The sequence below is a fragment of the Streptomyces sp. G45 genome, assembly GCF_049542095.1.
Taxonomy (GTDB): Bacteria; Actinomycetota; Actinomycetes; order Streptomycetales; family Streptomycetaceae; genus Streptomyces.
This window is the reverse complement of record NZ_JBMUZU010000001.1, coordinates 5301184-5318010: the sequence shown is the minus strand read 5'-3', so window position 1 is coordinate 5318010 and position 16827 is coordinate 5301184. Positions and strand designations below refer to the sequence as shown.

Sequence of the window (16827 nt, the reverse complement as noted above, 5' to 3'; positions counted from 1 at the left end):
CTATCTGCGGCTTCGGATAGTTGGCCCATAACAGGGCACAAAAGGAAGGATGCGTGAGTTCGCCATGGATCAGCCCGGCTCGGGCAAGGGAAGCAAGCAGACGTTGCGGAAAGGGATCCTGGCAGTGAGGCGCGGGTTGCCAGCCGGTGACGTGCGCGCGGCGGCGGCCCAACTGGCGCGGCGCGCGCTGGAGCTGCCCGAGCTGGCCGCCGCCCGCACGGTCGCCGCCTACGTCTCCGTGGGCGGCGAGCCGGGCACCGGGGCCCTCCTGGAGGCCCTGCACGCCCGCGGCACCCGCGTCCTGCTGCCCGTCCTGCTCCCCGACAACGACCTGGACTGGGCGGCGTACGACGGCCCGGACTCCCTCAGCCCCGTCCAACACCCCGGGAAGATGGCGCTGTTGGAGCCCTCCGGGGCGCGGCTCGGCCCGGACGCCGTCCTGGCCGCGGACGCGGTGCTGCTCCCCGGGCTCGCGGTGGACGGCCGCGGCATGCGCCTGGGGCGCGGCGGCGGCTCGTACGACCGCGTCCTGGCGCGCCTGGAACGCGCGGGTGCCGATCCCGCGCTGGTGGTGCTCCTGTACGACGCGGAAGTCGTCGCACACGTCCCCGGGGAGGCGCACGACCGCCCGGTGCGCGCCGTGGTGACGCCTTCGGGAGTACGCCGCTTCGACGGCTGAGGCCCGCGCGAGACCGCGTGAGGCCGCGTGAGGCCCCTCTCCGTAGAAGCCCCGCAGAAGCCGCCTCTCCGTAGAGGCTGCCCGCGCCGCACACGCAAGGGCCCCTCCACGCGCGCGTGGAGGGGCCCTTGCGTCCGTCCCGTACCCCTAGGAGCTAGGAGTGGGGGCTAGGGCTTGAGGACCAACGTGTCACTCGTGCTGTCCTCGACGGCCTTCTTCGTGAAGGACCACGGCAGCAGCTCGCCCTTGACCCACTTGCCGGTCTGGTCGGTGTAGTGGTCGCTGTAGGCGTGGCCGGACGCGCCCGTGAGGTTGATCCACCGGGACTTGTCGAGGTCCTTCAGGTTCACGACCATCCGCATCGACGGCACCCAGATGACGCCGTAGCCGCCCGCCGCGTTCCAGCCGGTGGCGTTGACCGTGGCCTCGCCGCCGCCCAGCTTCCAGGGGCCGCGGTTGAGCATCCACCGGAGCCAGCCCGGGCCTTCGGTGCCGAGGGTCTGGTTCTTCAGTGTCAGGCGGTGCAGGCGGCCCCAGCTCCAGGTGTCGATGTCCTTGCCGAGCTTGGCGGTCAGGTCCCAGCGGGCGTCCTTCATGGCCCGCGCGAACAGCTGGTCGCGGTTCTTGGTCTCCTTGTCCGTGCGGGTGCCCGGGGTCTTCCACCAGTCGTTGTCCTGGTCGTTGAGGATCTTGCGGATGACCTCGAAGTAGCGGTCGCCGCCGTCGGGCTGCGCGGAGTCCGCGTCGCGCTGGCCGCACTCGCGCACCCGCTGGTCCTCGTCGGCGGGGCCGGTGTTGCCGGTCGGCTCGACCATCAGGCACTGGCCCTTGACGCGCAGCTCCTTGGGGAGCTTGTGGCCGATGGACAGCTGGAGGATGCTGCGCCACACCGCGTTGAAGTACGCGGCGGCGGCCGAGTCGGCGTCCTGGGTGTAGTCCCAGCCCTCCAGGAGCTTCTGCGCCTCCCGGACGTGCTTGTCGGCGATGTCGACCTTCAGCAGCTTGGGCACGAGCAGCCGCGCGATCTCGCTGCTGTTGTCCGTCTGCATGAGGCGCATGTCCTCGGTGGAGATCTTGCCGCCGTTCTTGGTCTTGGCCTTGATCAGGTCCTCGATGCGCTGGCTGCGCGCGCCGTAGCCCCAGTCGGTGGTGAGCTTGTACGGGTACTTCTCGGCGTCGACCACGGCCTGGTTGGCGGTGACGATGTAGCCGCGCTTCGGGTCGTACTCCCAGGGCAGCTCGTCCTGCGGGATGTAGCCCTTCCAGCGGTACTTGGAGTCCCAGCCGGGCGCCGGGAGGGAGCCGTCGCCCTTGCCGCGCTCGGGGATCCTGCCGGGCGCCTGGTAGCCGATGTGGCCCTTGGTGTCGGCGTAGATCAGGTTCTGCGACGGCACCTCGAAGGACCGGGCCGCCTTGCGGAACTCCTCGAAGTCCGTGGCGCGGTTCAGGTCGAAGACGGCGTCCATGGACTTGCCGGGCGTCAGCGCGGTCCAGCGCAGGGAGATGCCGTAGCCGTCGCCGCGGTCGGGGGCCACGGAGTCGACCGGGGCCTTGCGGCCGACCTTGCGCAGCTCGTCGTCGCGGTCGGAGATCAGCGGGCCGTTGTCGGTCTCGCGGACCGTGATCGTCTTGGTCTTGCCGCCCGCGACCTTGATCTTCTCCTCGCGGGACTTGAAGGGCACCGTCTTGCCGTCGAGCTGGTAGCCGTCGCCGCTGAACTTCTCCAGGTAGAGGTCCGTGACGTCGGCGCCCAGGTTCGTCATGCCCCAGGCGATGTCCTGGTTGTGGCCGATCACGACGCCGGGCATGCCCGCGAAGGTGTAGCCGCTGACGTCGTAGGCGCACTTCGAGGAGACCGTGCGGCAGTGCAGGCCCATCTGGTACCAGACGGACGGCAGCTGCGGCGCCAGGTGCGGGTCGTTGGCGAGCAGGGGCTTGCCGGTGATGGTGTGGTCGCCGGAGACCACCCAGGAGTTGGAGCCGATGCCGTTGCCGTTCGAGCCGAGGCCCGCGTCGGGGACCTCGTCGAGGACGTCGGAGAGGCCGGAGAGCTGCGAGGAGAGGCCGCTGGGGGGCTGGGCGCCGCCCGCGATGCCGGTGCCCGCCGCGCCGGTCCCGGCGCCCGCGGTGCCGCCGGTGCCGGTGCCCGCGGTGCCGCCGGTGCCGGTGCCGCCCGTGCCGGTGCCCGTTCCGGCGCCGCCGGTGCCCGTGCCGGTGCCGGTGCCCGTGCCGGTGCCCGACTGCGTCGAGCCCCCGTCCTCACCGCTGAACTTCTCGGAGACGCTGTCGTACGCCCCCTCCTGGACGATCGGCTTGTTCCGCTCGTAGGGGTACTCCGGGTACAGGTCCTTGATCTGGGACGGGCCGAGGCGGCTCGTCATCAGGGAGCGGTCGATCTCGTCCTGCATGTTGCCGCGCAGGTCCCAGGCCATGGCCTTGAGCCAGGCCACGGAGTCGACGGGCGTCCACTTCTCGGGCTTGTAGTCGTTCTCGAACTCCAGCGCCGCGTACTCCAGGGACAGCTCCTTGCCGCTCCTGCCGTCGAGATAGGCGTTGACCCCCTTGGCGTACGCCTGGAGGTACTTCTTCGTCTCGGGCGAGAGCTTGGAGTCGTACTCCTTCTTGGCCACCCGGTGCCAGCCGAGAGTGCGCAGGAACTGATCGGTCTTGACCTGGCCCTTGCCGAACATCTCGGAGAGCCGACCGGAGGTCATATGGCGGCGTACGTCCATCTCCCAGAAGCGGTCCTGCGCCTGCACGAAGCCCTGCGCCATGAACAGGTCCTCGGGGGAGTCGGCGTAGATCTGCGGGATGCCGTTCCCATCGCGCTTGACGTCGACCGGGCCGGACAGGCCCTTGAGCTCGATGGTGCCCTTGGTCTGCGGGAAGGAGGCACGGACGGTGCTGATGCTCCAGTACGCACCGAAGCCGATGCCTCCCACCACGGCCAGGACCAGGACGATCACGATCAGTCGGGCTCGGCGCCCCTTCTTCTTCCGTGGCTTGGCGCCGGAAGGGGCGGTGGTGTTGGAGGGCATCGCTGTCCTTGCTGTCCTTCGCGCGCGGCAGGGCGGGGCTTGTGCGGGTCCTGGAGTGCTGGAGCAACTGTAGGCGCAGGGCGGGACGGGCCCGGACGCGGAGTCGGAAACCGGCATCGAACGAAGGTTCGGACAGGGTAGACGGGGCGCGGGGGCGCGCGTCAAGAGCGCGTTAAAGCTTAGGTAAGGTAACGAAGTATCATGGCCCGCACGGCGGAAGGAGCGGCCCCTGTCTGTCCACGAACTCAATCAGCTTCTGCTCGTCTGCTCACTCGTCCTGCTCGTCGCTGTCGTCGCCGTCCGCATCTCCTCGCGCAGCGGACTGCCCAGCCTGCTCCTCTACCTCGGCATCGGGGTGGCCATGGGCCAGGACGGCATAGGCAACGTCACGTTCAACAACGCCCAGCTCACCCAGGTCATCGGGTACGCGGCCCTCGTCGTGATCCTCGCCGAGGGCGGCCTCGGCACCAAGTGGAAGGACATCAGACCCGCCCTGCCGGCGGCGGCCTCCCTCGCCCTCGTGGGCGTGGCCGTCAGCGTCGGCGTCACCGCCGCGGGCGCGCACTACCTGGTCGGCCTCGAATGGCGCCAGGCCCTCATCATCGGCGCGGTGGTGTCCTCGACCGACGCCGCCGCCGTGTTCTCCGTGCTGCGCCGGGTGCCGCTGCCGTCTCGCGTGACCGGCGTCCTGGAGGCGGAGTCCGGGTTCAACGACGCCCCCGTGGTGATCCTCGTGGTCGCCTTCTCCACCGCCGGGGCCGTCGACCACTGGTACGTCCTGCTCGGCAAGATAGCCCTGGAGCTGGCCATCGGTGCCGCGATCGGTCTCGCGGTGGGCTGGCTCGGCTCCTTCGGCCTGCGGCACGTGGCGCTGCCCGCGTCCGGCCTCTACCCGATCGCGGTGATGGCCATCGCCGTCTCCGCCTACGCCGCCGGTGCCATGGCCCACGGCAGCGGCTTCCTCGCGGTCTACCTCGCCTCCATGGTGCTCGGCAACGCCAGGCTGCCGCACTGGCCCGCCACCCGTGGCTTCGCCGAGGGCGTCGGCTGGATCGCCCAGATCGGCATGTTCGTGCTGCTCGGCCTGCTGGTCACGCCGCACAGGCTGCTCGACGACATCTGGCCCGCGGTCGTCATCGGGCTCGTCCTGACGGTGGTGGCACGCCCCCTGGAGGTCGTGCTGAGCCTGCTGCCGTTCCGGATGCCCTGGCAGGAGAAGGCCCTGATGTCCTGGGCCGGGCTCCGGGGCGCCGTGCCCATCATCCTGGCCACCATCCCCATGGTGAACGGCGTCGACAACAGCGAGGAGATCTTCAACATCGTCTTCGTCCTCGTGGTCGTCTACACCCTGGTGCAGGGGCCGACGCTGCCCGGCCTCGCCACCCTCTTGGGGCTCGGCAAGCGCGGCGGGGCCTCCGACCTCGGCATCGAGTCGGCGCCCCTGGAGCGGCTGCGCGGGCACCTTCTGTCGCTGCCCGTGCCGGAGGGCTCCCGGCTGCACGGCGTCGAGGTCAGCGAACTGCGGCTGCCCCGGGCTCCGCGGTCACGCTGGTCGTACGGGACGGCAACTCCTTCGTGCCGCTGCCGACCACCGTGCTGCGGCACGGCGACGAACTCCTGGTGGTGGCGACGGACCCGGTGCGCGACGCGGCCGAGCGCCGCCTGCGCGCGGTGGCCCAGGGGGGCAAGCTCGTCGGCTGGCTCGGCACGGCTCCGGAGGACGGGCGGGGGTAGGCACGGCGGCTCGGCCGCTCAGCCGCTCAGCCGCTCGTCCGCTCGTCCGCTCAGCCGCTCGGCCGCTCAGCCGCTCAGCGGCTCGGCAGCACGGCAGCACGGCAGCACGGCAGCTCGATGGCACAGCGGCACGGCCCGGCGCGCGGGGGCGCGTACGGAGATCGTGCGGGGGTCAGCACGCACGGGGGCTGAGGGGGCGGCGGGGGTAATCACAGGTGTCGCGGGTCCCGCTTCTCGCTTTCACAGGTGCCGCTTGCGTCGCACCTGTACGATGAAGGGAGACCCAGAGTCGTATCCGTACCGGCCCCCGCCGGTCGGTACGGGTACCGACCGCACCGACACTGATCGAACCAACTCTGCCTGAAGCAGAGCTGGCGCGACCGTATGGCGGCCGCGGCGCCCTCGCAGTGGGCATGCCCGGTATCTACCGCAGTTCTGCGCTAGAGGACAGCTCTCGGCGCCCCCGCACGGGCGCGCTACCAGGCAGCGGAAAGGCAAGGGCCGTGGCGTCCACGGTCACCGAATCACGTCCGGAGCCCCGCCCGGAACCCCGCCCGGAACCCCGTCCGGGCTACGGACAGCTGCTGCGCACCCCGCGCGCCTGGACGTTCCTGCTCCCCGGCTTCGCCGCGCGGCAGCCGTTCGCGATGCTGACCATCTCCATCGTGCTCCTGGTGCAGCACACCACCGGTTCGTACGGCGCCGCGGGCGCGGTCTCCGCCGTCACCGGTGTCTCCATGGCGCTGTTCGCGCCCTTCAGCGGCAAGCTCGCCGACCGCTACGGCCAGCGCGCCGTGCTGCTGCCCGGCGTCCTCGTGCACGCGGCGTCCGGCGTCGCCCTCACCGTGCTGGCGCTGTCCGACGCCCCGCTGTGGGCGCTGTTCGCCGCCGCCGTGCCCACGGGGGCCTCGACGCCGCAGATCGGCCCCATGGTGCGGGCCCGCTGGGCGTCACGCTCCAGGGCTCCCCGCTGACGCAGACGGCGGCCGCCTTCGAGTCCGTCACCGACGAGCTGACCTTCGTACTCGGCCCGCTGGTGGCGACCGCGCTGTGCACGGGCGTCGACCCGGCCGCGGGCCTCCTCACGGAGGCGGGCCTCACCCTGGTGGGCGGCCTGCTGTTCGCGGCGCAGAAGAGCACCCAGCCCAAGCCCTCCGGAGCGGCCGCCGACCACGCGCGCGTGCCGCACGAGTCCGCCCTCAAGGTGCCCGGCGTGCGCGTCCTGATCGTCACCTTCCTGGGCATCGGCACCGTCTTCGGAGGCATGCAGGTCTCCCTGGCCGCCTTCACGGAGTCCATCGGGCAGCCCGGCCTCAACGGCGTCCTGTACGGCACCTTCGCCGCGGGCAACATGCTCTCCGGAGTGGTCTGCGGCGCCATCGCGTGGAAGGCCGCCCCGCAGAAGCGGCTCGTCGTCGGGTACACGGGGCTCGCCGTGATGGCCTCGGGGCTGTGGGCCGCGCAGTCCGTGCCGCTGCTCGCCGGGCTCGGCCTGCTCGTCGGCGTCTGCATCGCGCCCGCCCTGATCACCGGGTACACGCTGGTCGAGTCCCTGGTCGCGCCGACCGCCCGCACGGAGGCCTTCACGCTGCTGACCGGCGCCGTCGCGCTCGGCCAGGCCGCCGCCGTCACGGTCGCCGGGCAGCTCGAGGACCGCTTCTGGGACGGCGCCGGGTTCCTGGTGCCGCTCGGCGGCACCGCGCTCGCCCTGGCGGTGCTGCTCGCCCTGCGCTCGCGGCTCACCCCGAAGGGCACGGGCCGCACCGTCGCACGTGGCGTGGGTCACCGCGCACCGGTGACGGTGGACTGAATCCGCGGAATACGTCACTATGGACCGTCGTTAGCACTCATCGAGTGAGAGTGCCAGGAGGAAGCAAGTGCCGACGTACCAGTACCAGTGCACCGAGTGCGGCGAGGGCCTTGAGGCGGTGCAGAAGTTCACCGACGACGCCCTGACCGAGTGCCCGAGCTGCAACGGACGCCTGAAGAAGGTGTTCTCGGCCGTCGGCATCGTCTTCAAGGGCTCCGGCTTCTACCGCAACGACAGCCGCGGTTCGTCGTCGAGCAGCACCCCGGCGTCGGCCTCGTCTTCGAAGTCGTCGGACTCCAAGTCCTCCGACGCGAAGCCGTCGGCGTCGTCGGGCTCCTCGGACAGCAAGGCGTCGTCGAGCACGGCCTCGGCGGGCACCTCCTCGGCGGCGTAGCTCGGCGGTATGGTCCGGCGCTCGGCGCGCGGCGTGGGTGGACCACGCCGGTGGGCCGCGCTTGGACGGGCCATGCCGGGACGTGCTGTGCCTGGGCGGGCCCTGAGTCCTGATTAGGGTGGCCCGTCCTCGGTCCAGACTTCGTAAGGCCCCGCTTGTCCCTGGGACGTTTCCCGGGACGGCGGGGCCTTACGCGTTCCCTGCGCCGGGCTCCCGGGCGCGGGGCCGCCCGGATACTGTGCACGCCATGGTGAACACGGCGAACGGGACCCTGGCCGAGATCGGCGTCATCGGCGGCTCGGGCTTCTACTCCTTCCTCGACGACGTGACCGAGGTGCACGTCGACACCCCCTACGGATCCCCCAGTGACTCCCTGTTCCTCGGGGAGATAGCCGGACGGCGGGTCGCCTTCCTCCCCCGTCACGGCCGGGGCCACCACCTGCCACCGCACCGCATCAACTACCGCGCCAACCTGTGGGCCCTGCGCTCCGTGGGCGTGCGCCAGGTCCTCGGCCCGTGCGCCGTGGGCGGGCTCCGCCCCGAGTACGGCCCCGGGACGCTGCTGGTGCCGGACCAGTTCGTGGACCGTACGAAGGGGCGCCAGCAGACCTACTTCGACGGGCTCCCCCTGGCGGACGGCAGCGTGCCGAACGTCGTGCACGTCTCGCTCGCCGACCCGTACTGCCCGACAGGACGGGCCGCCGCGCTGAAGGCCGCGCGGGGCCGGGACTGGGAGCCGGTCGACGGCGGCACGCTCGTGGTCATCGAGGGCCCCCGCTTCTCCACCCGGGCCGAGTCGCGCTGGCACGCGGCACAGGGCTGGTCCGTCGTCGGCATGACCGGCCACCCGGAGGCGGCGCTCGCCCGCGAACTCGAACTCTGCTACACGTCGATGACCCTGGTCACGGACCTGGACGCGGGCGCGGAGTCCGGCGAGGGCGTGTCCCACGACGATGTCCTCCAGGTGTTCTCCGCCAACGTGGACCGGCTGCGGACCGTGCTGTTCGACGCGGTGGCGGCGCTGCCGGGGACCGAGGAGCGGGACTGCGGGTGCGGCGGGGCGCTCGGAGGGTTGGAGCCGGGGATTCCGCTGCCGTAGCGAGGGCGGGGGGCCGCGCCAGGGCGGGGGGGCGGCCGCGCCAGGGCGGGCGGGCCTGGCGGAACTCCCCCTTCCGGTGAGGGAGTTATCCACAACCGGCCGGTAGTGCACGGGCCGCGGCGCGCGGCGCGACGAAGCCTCATCGTGAGATCGGAAGCGAACCTCTCACGGCGGGCGGTGATCGTCATGACGCGAAACCCTGCGCGGAACCCGGCACGAAGCTCCGCGCGGCCCCTTTCACAGAGGGCTGCGGCCTCACAGGGGGCTGCGGCCTCACGGGGGGCCGCGATCTCACGGGGCCCTGCGATTTCACAGGGGGCTCCGAGCCCTCCGCTGACTTCTTCCGATTCCGACGTCCCCGCGTACGTACCCTCGGCGCGCCCCGGCCCGGGCGGGGGCGGCGGCGGTGGTGCCCCGCCGCCGCCCTGCCCGGTGCCGCACTTCTCGCCCGTGCACGTGCGCGGCGGCCGGGGCCACCTGCGGCGGCTCGCACGGCACCGGCGCCGGGCCCTGGCCGTGGGCCTGGCGATGACCGCCGCCGCGCTCGCGGCGGCGGGACCGCCGGAGCCCGAGCGCGACCGGCCGCGGGGACCGGCGGCGGCCACGGCGGCGCGGGAGCGGGACGAGGGCCGCGAGCGGCACCGGGCGCGCCGGGCGGCGCGCCCGGTGAAGGCGCCGGTGCGCATCGCGGACGCGGCGGCGGCGCGGCTGCTGCGCCCCGGCGACCGGGTGGACGTCGTCGCGGCGGACGCCACCGCCGGGACCGCGCCGCGCGTGGTGGCGTCCGGGGCGCGGGTGTCCGAGGTGCTCCCGTCGCCGGACAGCGCGGCGGAGGGCGGCGCGCTCGTCGTCCTGGCAGTGCCGCGGTCGACGGCGGCGCGGCTGGCGGGGGCGAGCGCGACGGCACGCCTGGCGGTGACGCTGCGATGAGCCCCTCGCCGAAGGGCCCGGTGGGCCTGCTGTCGGTCCGCCCGCCGAACGGTCCGTGGACCCGCCCGCCGAACGGTCCGTCGCACCGCACACGGGAGCGGAACGCGTATGCGACAGCCACCACCCTGTCAAGTCCCTCATTCGCGTTACCGAATTGGACAGGGCTGCCACGAGCTGCCGTAGGTTGCGAAGCGGTTTGCCGCACAACCCGCATTTGCAACGAAAGGCCTGGTAGTGAGCGAGAAGAAGGATCCGGGCGTCTGGCAGGGCTTCAAGGCCTTCCTGACGCGCGGCAACGTCGTCGACCTCGCGGTCGCGGTGGTCATCGGCGCCGCGTTCACGAACATCGTGAACTCCGTGGTGAAGGGCGTGATCAACCCGCTGGTCGGCGCCCTGGGCACAAAGGATCTCGACCACTACCAATCGTGCCTCAAGGGCCCGTGCGTGGTGAAGAACGGCGAGGCCGTCAGCGGCGTCCCGATCATGTGGGGCACGGTGCTCAGCGCCACGCTCAGCTTCCTGATCACCGCGGCCGTCGTCTACTTCCTGATGGTCCTGCCGATGGCCAAGTACCTGGCCAAGCAGGCCGCCCGCAAGGCGGCGAAGGAGGGCACGAAGGAGGTCATCGAGGTGACCGAGCTGGAGGTCCTCAAGGAGATCCGCGACGCGCTGGTCGCCCAGCGGAACTCCGGCGACGCCGGGCAGTCCGGGGGCGGCGCCCAGAGCGACCGCTAGCGGGCCCACGAAGCGCGGCCGGGCGGGACCCGGCCGCGGGGGCCCGGCGGTGGCGGGCCCGCTGGCCCCGGCGGGGTCAGATGTGGTGGGGCGGCTTCTCGTCGAGGAAGCGGGCCAGGTCCGCGGCGCTGTCGCCGCTCGCCGTCGGCCGCTCGCCCCACCCGCGATCCGTGTCGTCCGCGGACTGCTGCGCCAGCGGGTCGTCGAAGACCAGTGCGCTGGCCGGTGCCTTGGCGCTCTGCCGGGGCTTGGCGTCCTTCGGATCGCGCGGCTCGGGGGCGGGGGCGGTGCTCATGCTTCCAGCGTACGTCCGCCGCGCCCGCCGCGGCGCCCCCGGGGACGCTCACGACGGGATCCGCCACCGCCGCCCTCCAGCCGGGTGCACCCGTGCCGACACGGCCCGACCGGGCCGGATGCGCCGCCGGGCTCTGCTGTCCTTGCCCCATGACGTCGACACCTCCCGCTCCGGGCCCCGCCTCCGCCCCTCCCCCACCGCCGCTGCGGCCGATGGTCGCCCGCGGGCGGGACGAGGAGCACCGCGCGGCGACGCCGCTGGAACTCTTCTTCGACCTGTGTTTCGTGGTGGCGGTCGCCCAGGCCGGTGTGCAGCTGGTGCACGCCCTGGCCGAGGGACACCCGGGCGAGGGCATCCTCAACTACGCGATGGTCTTCTTCGCGATCTGGTGGGCCTGGATGAACTTCACCTGGTTCGCCTCGGCCTACGACAACGACGACCCGCTCTACCGCGTCGTGACCCTGATCCAGATCGCCGGGGTCCTGGTGCTCGCGGCCGGGGTCTCCCGGGCCTTCGAGGACCACGACTTCGTCGTCGTCTGGCTCGGCTACCTGATCATGCGGCTCGCGCTGATCGCGCAGTGGCTGCGGGCGGCGGCCTCGACGACGGGCGCGGACCGGCGCACGGCCCTGCGGTACGCGGGCGGGGTGGCCCTGTGCCAGGTCGGCTGGCTCGGGCTGCTGGTCCTGCCGGAGGGGGCGCGGGCCTGGACGTTCCTGGTGATGGCGATCGCGGAGATGGCGGTGCCGACGTTCGCGGAGCGGGAGCACACAACGTCCTGGCACCCCCACCACATCGCCGAGCGGTACGGCCTGTTCACGATCATCGTGCTCGGCGAGACGATCGCGGCGGCGACGGTGGCGGTGAAGTCGGGCGTCGACGAGAACGACGCGCTCGGGGAGCTGCTGCCCATCGCCATCGGCGGGCTCCTCCTGGTGTTCGCCGCGTGGTGGATCTACTTCGTGGTGCCGATCCACGGCCATCTGCGCTCCAACCGCCAGGCGTTCCTGTGGGGTTACGGCCACTACCTGATCCTCGGCTCGGCGGCGGCGATCGGCGCGGGCATCGAGGTCGCCGTGGAGCAGGCCGTCGGCAAGGCCCACATCTCGGAGACGGCGGCGTCCGCAGCGGTGACGGTCCCGATGGCGGTGTATCTGCTCACGGTGTGGCTGCTCCACTCGCGGCACTTCAAGGTGGGCCTGGCCCAGCAGTCCGTCCTCCCGGTGACGGCGGCGGCGGTCCTGGCCTCCACGTTCGCGGGCCGCTGGGCGGTGCTGGCAGCGGGTGTCATCGCCGCCCTGGCGGTAGCGACGGGGGTGACGTTGACGGCACGCATGGTCCGAGCGGAACGCGCGTAGCCCCCGCGGCCCCCGGGCACGGCCCGCGCGGTCCCCGGACACGGCCCCCGCGGCCGCCGACGGCGGACAACCCCCGCGCCCCGTCCCCACTGCTCCACCAACACCCACCCCCACCCCCTCACACCCACACCGGCCCACTCCCCCCACCCCAAGCAAGGTGATACGCATGGCCACATGACCACACCAGAGGCACCCCACCCGCACCAGGCAGCGGGCCGCGCCAACGCGTTGACGGACGTCCCCGGCCTCCGCGTGGGCCACGCGGCTCGCACCGGAGAGGGCTGGCTCACCGGCACGACAGTGGTGCTCGCGCCGGAAGGCGGGGCGACCGCGGCCGTGGACGTCCGCGGCGGCGGCCCCGGCACCCGGGAGACGGACGCGCTCGACCCGCGCAACCTGGTGCGGCGGGTGGAGGCGATCGTGCTGACGGGCGGCAGCGCGTACGGCCTCGACGCGGCCTCCGGGGTGATGGCCTGGCTGGAGGAGCAGGGCAGGGGCGTACAGGTCGGGCCCGACCCGGCGCAGGTGGTACCGGTGGTGCCCGCGGCCTGTGTGTTCGACCTGGGCCGCGGTGGAGACTTCCGGGCGCGGCCCACCGCGGAGACGGGCCGCGCGGCTGTGGCGGACGCGGCGGCGCGAGAGGCCGGGCACGCGGTGGCCGAGGGCGGCGTGGGCGCGGGCACGGGCGCGGTGGTCGGGCAGTTCAAGGGCGGCGTCGGCACCGCCAGCACCGTGCTGGACTCGGGGGTGACGGTCGCGGCGCTGGTGGTGGCGAACGCGGCGGGGTCGGGGGTGGATGCGCGGACGGGGGTGCTGTACGGGCAGGTCTTCCTGGACGGGACGGTGGACGTGCCCGCCGCCGAGGTGCACGAGGAGGCGCGGCGGCGGCTGGCCGAGGCGGCGGAGCGCAACGGGGGACCGCCGTTGAACACGACGCTGGCGGTGGTCGCCACCGACGCCGAGCTGACCAAGGCGCAGGCGCAGAAGCTCGCGGGCACGTCGCACGACGGGATGGCGCGGGCGGTGCGTCCGGTGCATCTGCTGCACGACGGGGACACGGTGTTCGCGCTCGCCACCGGCGCGCGACCGCTCGACGCGCACCCGCTCGCGCTCAACGAGATCCTGGCGGCGGGCGCGGACCTGGTGACACGGGCGATCGTGCGGGCGCTGCTGGCCGCCGAGTCCGTGGAGACACCAGGCGGGACATTTCCGGCGTACCGGGATCTTTACCAGAAGTAGCCGGTAACTACCGCAAGCCTGGGGCGCATTCGGTGGGCCGCGGGCGCCTGTGGTGTGCCCGCACTCACATGATCAGGGTGGAACCAATCCGCAGCGAGGTATCTCTTTACTCGTACTGGATCAGACCCCATACATGCCAAGAACCCATCTGAACGCCGACTTAATGGGAGCAGCTCGTGACAACGCCGGACATTGCAGCGCAGCCTCAGCACCGTCGCCGCCGGCGGGTTCTGCTGGCCACCGCCGCTCTCGCGGCGGTGGGCGCGCTGACCCTGACCGCCTGCGGTGGTGACGCCGACGCCAAGGACGACAAGAAGTCCGGCGCGGCCAAGGACGCGTCCGGTGCCCAGATATCCATCTCCTCCAAGGACGGCGCGACCGACGCCTCGATCAACGCCACGGGCGTGAAGGTCAAGGACGGCAAGCTGACCTCCGTGAAGATGACGGAGGTGACTTCGGGCAAGGCGGTCGAGGGCACGATCTCCGGCGACGGCAGCTCCTGGAAGCCCAAGGTTCAGCTGGAGCGCGGCACGAAGTACAAGGTCACCGCCAACGCCAAGGACGGCGACGGCCGCCCGGCGACGGAGAACGCGACGTTCACGACGGTGACGTCGGCGAACAGCTTCATCGGGTCGTACACGCCGGACGGCGGCACCACGGTGGGCGTCGGCATGCCGGTGTCGTTCAACTTCGACAAGGCGATCACCAATAAGAAGGATGTGCAGTCGCACATCACGGTGACGTCGAGCAGCGGGCAGAAGGTCGTCGGCCACTGGTTCGGCAACCAGCGTCTGGACTTCCGGCCGCAGGACTACTGGAAGGCCGGTTCCAAGGTCACGATGAAGATCGACCTGGACGGTGTGAAGGGCGGCAACGGCATCACCGGCGTGCAGGACAAGACGGTCACCTTCACCATCGGCCGCAAGCAGGTCTCCACGGTCGACGTGAACGCCAAGAAGATGACGGTCGAGCGCGACGGCAAGGTCATCAAGACCGTCCCGATCTCCGCGGGCAGCCCGCAGAACCCCACGTACAACGGGCAGATGGTGATCTCGGAGAAGTTCGTCCAGACGCGGATGAACGGCTCGACGGTCGGCTTCGGCGGCGAGTACGACATCAAGGACGTACCGCACGCGATGCGCCTGTCGACGTCCGGCACCTTCATCCACGGCAACTACTGGAGCTCGCCGTCCATCTTCGGCAGCGCGAACACCAGTCACGGCTGCGTGGGCCTCCAGGACCAGCAGGGCGCCGGGGGCGACACCATGGGCAAGTGGTTCTACGACAACTCGCTGATCGGCGACGTCGTGACGGTCAAGGGCTCGCCGGACAAGACGATCGCCCCGGACAACGGCCTCAACGGCTGGAACATGTCGTGGAGCCAGTGGACGGCGGGCAGCGCCGTCTGATCCACCGCCGACCTCGGCCGGTAGCGGCCGGGGCGGGGCGTTCGCGGGGCGCGGACGCCGCCACGCAAGGCGCGTTCGAAGCGCCGACGGAGCGTCAACGGAGCGAGCCGCGCGGGAACTTGCCGCGCGGCTCGATCGTTTTCCCGTTCCCGGACATGATGTCCGACCCAGGGGCTACGGTATGCACGCACAAGGTGACATGCAGCAACGCCGGAAGCATCCGGGAGTATCCGTGAGCGTTCCGTACGACACAGCGTACGAACCATCCGAGTCGCCCGAGCCGCCCTCCCCGGAGGAGCACCTCGAACGACTGCTCAGCCGTGCCCTGAACTCCTTCGACCTGCCGGACGAGACCCTCGGGCGCCTGGAGCGCGCCCTGGCGTACGACAGCGCGCTGCACTCCGCGCACCACAGCGCGGGCCTGCACCGCGAGACGTACCGCCACACCTGGCTGCTCGCCGACGGCCAGGCCCTCGTCCTCTGGGAGCTCACGCACAACACCGGCCCCGGGAGTTCCACGCAGCACGAGCTGTATCTGGACGAGGAGGAGGCCGGGATCGCCACGGCGCGGCTGCCGCTGCCGCCGGACACGCCCGTCCTGGACCTGCCCGCCATCCTCCAGCTCACCGCGGCGCACGAGCCGCGGCACGCCTACGTTCCGGACGACTCCGCCGACCACGCGCGCCGCCTGCTGCGCCGCGCGGAGAACCCCGCGGGCGTGGACCGCCCCGGCGACGACATGGCCCGGCTGCTGCGCTCCGCGTTCGCGCACCAGATCACCCAGGCCTTCGGCCGCTCCGGGCTCACCAGTGAGGCGCGGCTCGGCTTCTCGCTGTACGAGCACGCGTTCCTGCTGTTCGACGGCTCGGAGGTCAGCCTCTGGGAGGTCGAGCACACGGCGACGGCCGACGGGCGCCATATGTGCGAGGTGTATCTGAGCGAGCGCGCGGCACGCGCGGCCATGGAGCGGCGTGCGCGGGCGTTCCCCGTGACGCGCTCCCGCTGACCCGTCAGGCCGAGGCGCCGCGGCCGTTGCCGAACTGCCGCACCAGACGGGCGAACGCGTCCCGCTCGTCCGGCGTCAGCTCGACGGACTCCGCGCGGGGCGGGCCGGACTGCACTGGCAGCGAGCGCAGCAACGCGCCGCCCTGCCCCTGGAGTTCGGGGCCACGGCGGCGCATCTGCACGAAGGTCACGGCCCAGATGACGGTCACCGCGGCGAGCAGGGCCGCGCCTGTCTGCTGAACGATGGAAGCTCCCTGGAACATGCCGCTCAGTAGACAACAGCCGCCAGATCCACAACAGAGGCCTTAAGAGGTCTTTATTCCTGAAGTGACGTATCTCGCACGGAATCCGTGTTTCGGTTCACCCTGTGTCCACGGCCCGGTTCACTCCGGATCCGTTCGACGGTTCATCCGACGGTTCGTCCGACGGAACCGTCGGCTCCGCTCCGGCCCGCGCTCGGGTTCAGTCGCGGGCTCGGGTTCGGGCTCGGGTTCGCACGGCGGCTCGGGTTCGCGTTCGCCCGTCAGGAGGCCCGCCATGCGTACGCAGACCTCGGGGAGTTCGGGGGCCTCGCGGTCCCAGTCCTCCGCGTCGAGGCCCGTGAGGACGCAGGACGACCAGAGGGTGGCGAGGAGTCGGGCGGCGAGGTCGGCGCGGGCCGGGCCGACGGCGGGTTCGCGGGCACGGATGACGTCGGTGGCGTGCTCGATGAGGGACGGCTCCAGAAGCCAGCGGATGCCCGCGCCGGTCTCGATGAGGACCCCCGCGTAGACGGCGAGGAAGATCCGCGCCGCCTCCCTGTCCGACCCCGCGCCCGGCGCCGCGCCCGGCCCCGCGCCCAGGGCCGCGCCCTGCCCCTCGCCCCAGCCCTCACCCCAGCCCTGACCCCAGTCGTCGCCCCAGCCGTCGCTCCGGTCGTCGCCCCGGCCCGGACCGTGGTCCTGGTCGACCGTCGACCGCGCCTGCTCGGTGAGCTGGGCGACCATGCCGAGCAGGCTGCTGAGGTGGTGCTGCTGAAGGTCGCTCACGGTGGCCCCCCGGCGGGTGCTGCCCGTGTCCGGGCCCGTGCCGCAGTACCAGCAGTATGCCCACGGGACGGGGT

The 16827-nt window shown here is 72.0% G+C and carries 13 protein-coding genes and 2 pseudogenes; 11 read left to right on the top strand and 4 right to left on the bottom strand.

Annotated elements, in window-relative coordinates; genetic code table 11:
- Window positions 1-64: 64 nt before the first annotated feature.
- Window positions 65-679, top strand: a complete 615-nt coding sequence (locus ACOBQU_RS22440; RefSeq protein ID WP_423634636.1) for a 5-formyltetrahydrofolate cyclo-ligase — start codon at window positions 65-67, stop codon at window positions 677-679.
- A 167-nt stretch (window positions 680-846) separates the two neighbouring features.
- On the opposite strand, the gene ACOBQU_RS22435 is transcribed toward ACOBQU_RS22440, so the two are convergent.
- Window positions 847-3717, bottom strand: a complete 2871-nt coding sequence (locus ACOBQU_RS22435; protein WP_423629103.1) for a penicillin acylase family protein — start codon at window positions 3715-3717, stop codon at window positions 847-849.
- Between the two features lie 256 nt (window positions 3718-3973).
- On the opposite strand from ACOBQU_RS22435, the pseudogene ACOBQU_RS22430 reads away from it, so the two are divergent.
- The 6 genes and pseudogenes from ACOBQU_RS22430 to mscL all read left to right on the top strand — a co-directional run bounded on the left by ACOBQU_RS22430 (window position 3974) and on the right by mscL (window position 10419).
- A pseudogene (locus tag ACOBQU_RS22430) lies at window positions 3974-5451 on the top strand (potassium/proton antiporter).
- Window positions 5452-5954: 503 nt separating this feature from the next.
- Window positions 5955-7261 (top strand): annotated as a pseudogene (locus ACOBQU_RS22425) (MFS transporter).
- A 67-nt stretch (window positions 7262-7328) separates the two neighbouring features.
- Window positions 7329-7655 carry an FmdB family zinc ribbon protein gene (locus ACOBQU_RS22420; RefSeq protein ID WP_423629102.1) on the top strand — a complete coding sequence of 109 codons (327 nt, stop codon included), beginning with the start codon at window positions 7329-7331 and terminating at the stop codon, window positions 7653-7655.
- Between the two features lie 247 nt (window positions 7656-7902).
- A complete protein-coding gene (locus ACOBQU_RS22415; RefSeq protein ID WP_423629101.1) occupies window positions 7903-8754 on the top strand; it encodes an S-methyl-5'-thioadenosine phosphorylase in 852 nt (283 codons plus the stop codon).
- Window positions 8755-9186: 432 nt separating this feature from the next.
- Complete coding sequence (locus tag ACOBQU_RS22410) at window positions 9187-9684, top strand: hypothetical protein (RefSeq protein WP_423629100.1); 498 nt, start codon at window positions 9187-9189, stop codon at window positions 9682-9684.
- A 234-nt stretch (window positions 9685-9918) separates the two neighbouring features.
- Window positions 9919-10419 (top strand): large conductance mechanosensitive channel protein MscL, encoded by a 501-nt coding sequence (gene mscL, locus ACOBQU_RS22405; protein ID WP_423629099.1) that lies wholly within the window; start codon window positions 9919-9921, stop codon window positions 10417-10419.
- 76 nt (window positions 10420-10495) lie between these two features.
- On the opposite strand, the gene ACOBQU_RS22400 is transcribed toward mscL, so the two are convergent.
- A complete protein-coding gene (locus ACOBQU_RS22400) occupies window positions 10496-10714 on the bottom strand; it encodes a hypothetical protein (protein ID WP_423629098.1) in 219 nt (72 codons plus the stop codon).
- A 149-nt stretch (window positions 10715-10863) separates the two neighbouring features.
- Here ACOBQU_RS22400 and ACOBQU_RS22395 point away from each other — a divergent pair, with 149 nt between their 5' ends.
- The 4 genes from ACOBQU_RS22395 to ACOBQU_RS22380 all read left to right on the top strand — a co-directional run bounded on the left by ACOBQU_RS22395 (window position 10864) and on the right by ACOBQU_RS22380 (window position 15726).
- Complete coding sequence (locus ACOBQU_RS22395; RefSeq protein WP_423629097.1) at window positions 10864-12072, top strand: low temperature requirement protein A; 1209 nt, start codon at window positions 10864-10866, stop codon at window positions 12070-12072.
- Window positions 12073-12246: 174 nt separating this feature from the next.
- Window positions 12247-13311, top strand: a complete 1065-nt coding sequence (locus tag ACOBQU_RS22390) for a P1 family peptidase (RefSeq protein WP_423629096.1) — start codon at window positions 12247-12249, stop codon at window positions 13309-13311.
- 176 nt (window positions 13312-13487) lie between these two features.
- Complete coding sequence (locus tag ACOBQU_RS22385) at window positions 13488-14720, top strand: L,D-transpeptidase (RefSeq protein ID WP_423629095.1); 1233 nt, start codon at window positions 13488-13490, stop codon at window positions 14718-14720.
- 232 nt (window positions 14721-14952) lie between these two features.
- Window positions 14953-15726 (top strand): DUF6227 family protein, encoded by a 774-nt coding sequence (locus ACOBQU_RS22380; RefSeq protein WP_423629094.1) that lies wholly within the window; start codon window positions 14953-14955, stop codon window positions 15724-15726.
- Window positions 15727-15730: 4 nt separating this feature from the next.
- Here ACOBQU_RS22380 and ACOBQU_RS22375 read toward each other — a convergent pair whose 3' ends face one another.
- Window positions 15731-15988, bottom strand: a complete 258-nt coding sequence (locus ACOBQU_RS22375) for a hypothetical protein (protein ID WP_423629093.1) — start codon at window positions 15986-15988, stop codon at window positions 15731-15733.
- A 120-nt stretch (window positions 15989-16108) separates the two neighbouring features.
- Window positions 16109-16753 (bottom strand): hypothetical protein, encoded by a 645-nt coding sequence (locus tag ACOBQU_RS22370; protein WP_423629092.1) that lies wholly within the window; start codon window positions 16751-16753, stop codon window positions 16109-16111.
- Between the last annotated feature and the right edge of the window lie 74 nt (window positions 16754-16827).

Coding starts and splice junctions, on each gene's coding strand:
- ACOBQU_RS22440 (WP_423634636.1), top strand. CDS start 65: ATGGATCAGCCCGGCTCGGGCAAGGGAAGCAAGCAGACGTTGCGGAAA.
- ACOBQU_RS22435 (WP_423629103.1), bottom strand. CDS start 3,717: ATGCCCTCCAACACCACCGCCCCTTCCGGCGCCAAGCCACGGAAGAAG.
- ACOBQU_RS22415 (WP_423629101.1), top strand. CDS start 7,903: ATGGTGAACACGGCGAACGGGACCCTGGCCGAGATCGGCGTCATCGGC.
- ACOBQU_RS22400 (WP_423629098.1), bottom strand. CDS start 10,714: ATGAGCACCGCCCCCGCCCCCGAGCCGCGCGATCCGAAGGACGCCAAG.
- ACOBQU_RS22395 (WP_423629097.1), top strand. CDS start 10,864: ATGACGTCGACACCTCCCGCTCCGGGCCCCGCCTCCGCCCCTCCCCCA.
- ACOBQU_RS22390 (WP_423629096.1), top strand. CDS start 12,247: ATGACCACACCAGAGGCACCCCACCCGCACCAGGCAGCGGGCCGCGCC.
- ACOBQU_RS22375 (WP_423629093.1), bottom strand. CDS start 15,988: ATGTTCCAGGGAGCTTCCATCGTTCAGCAGACAGGCGCGGCCCTGCTC.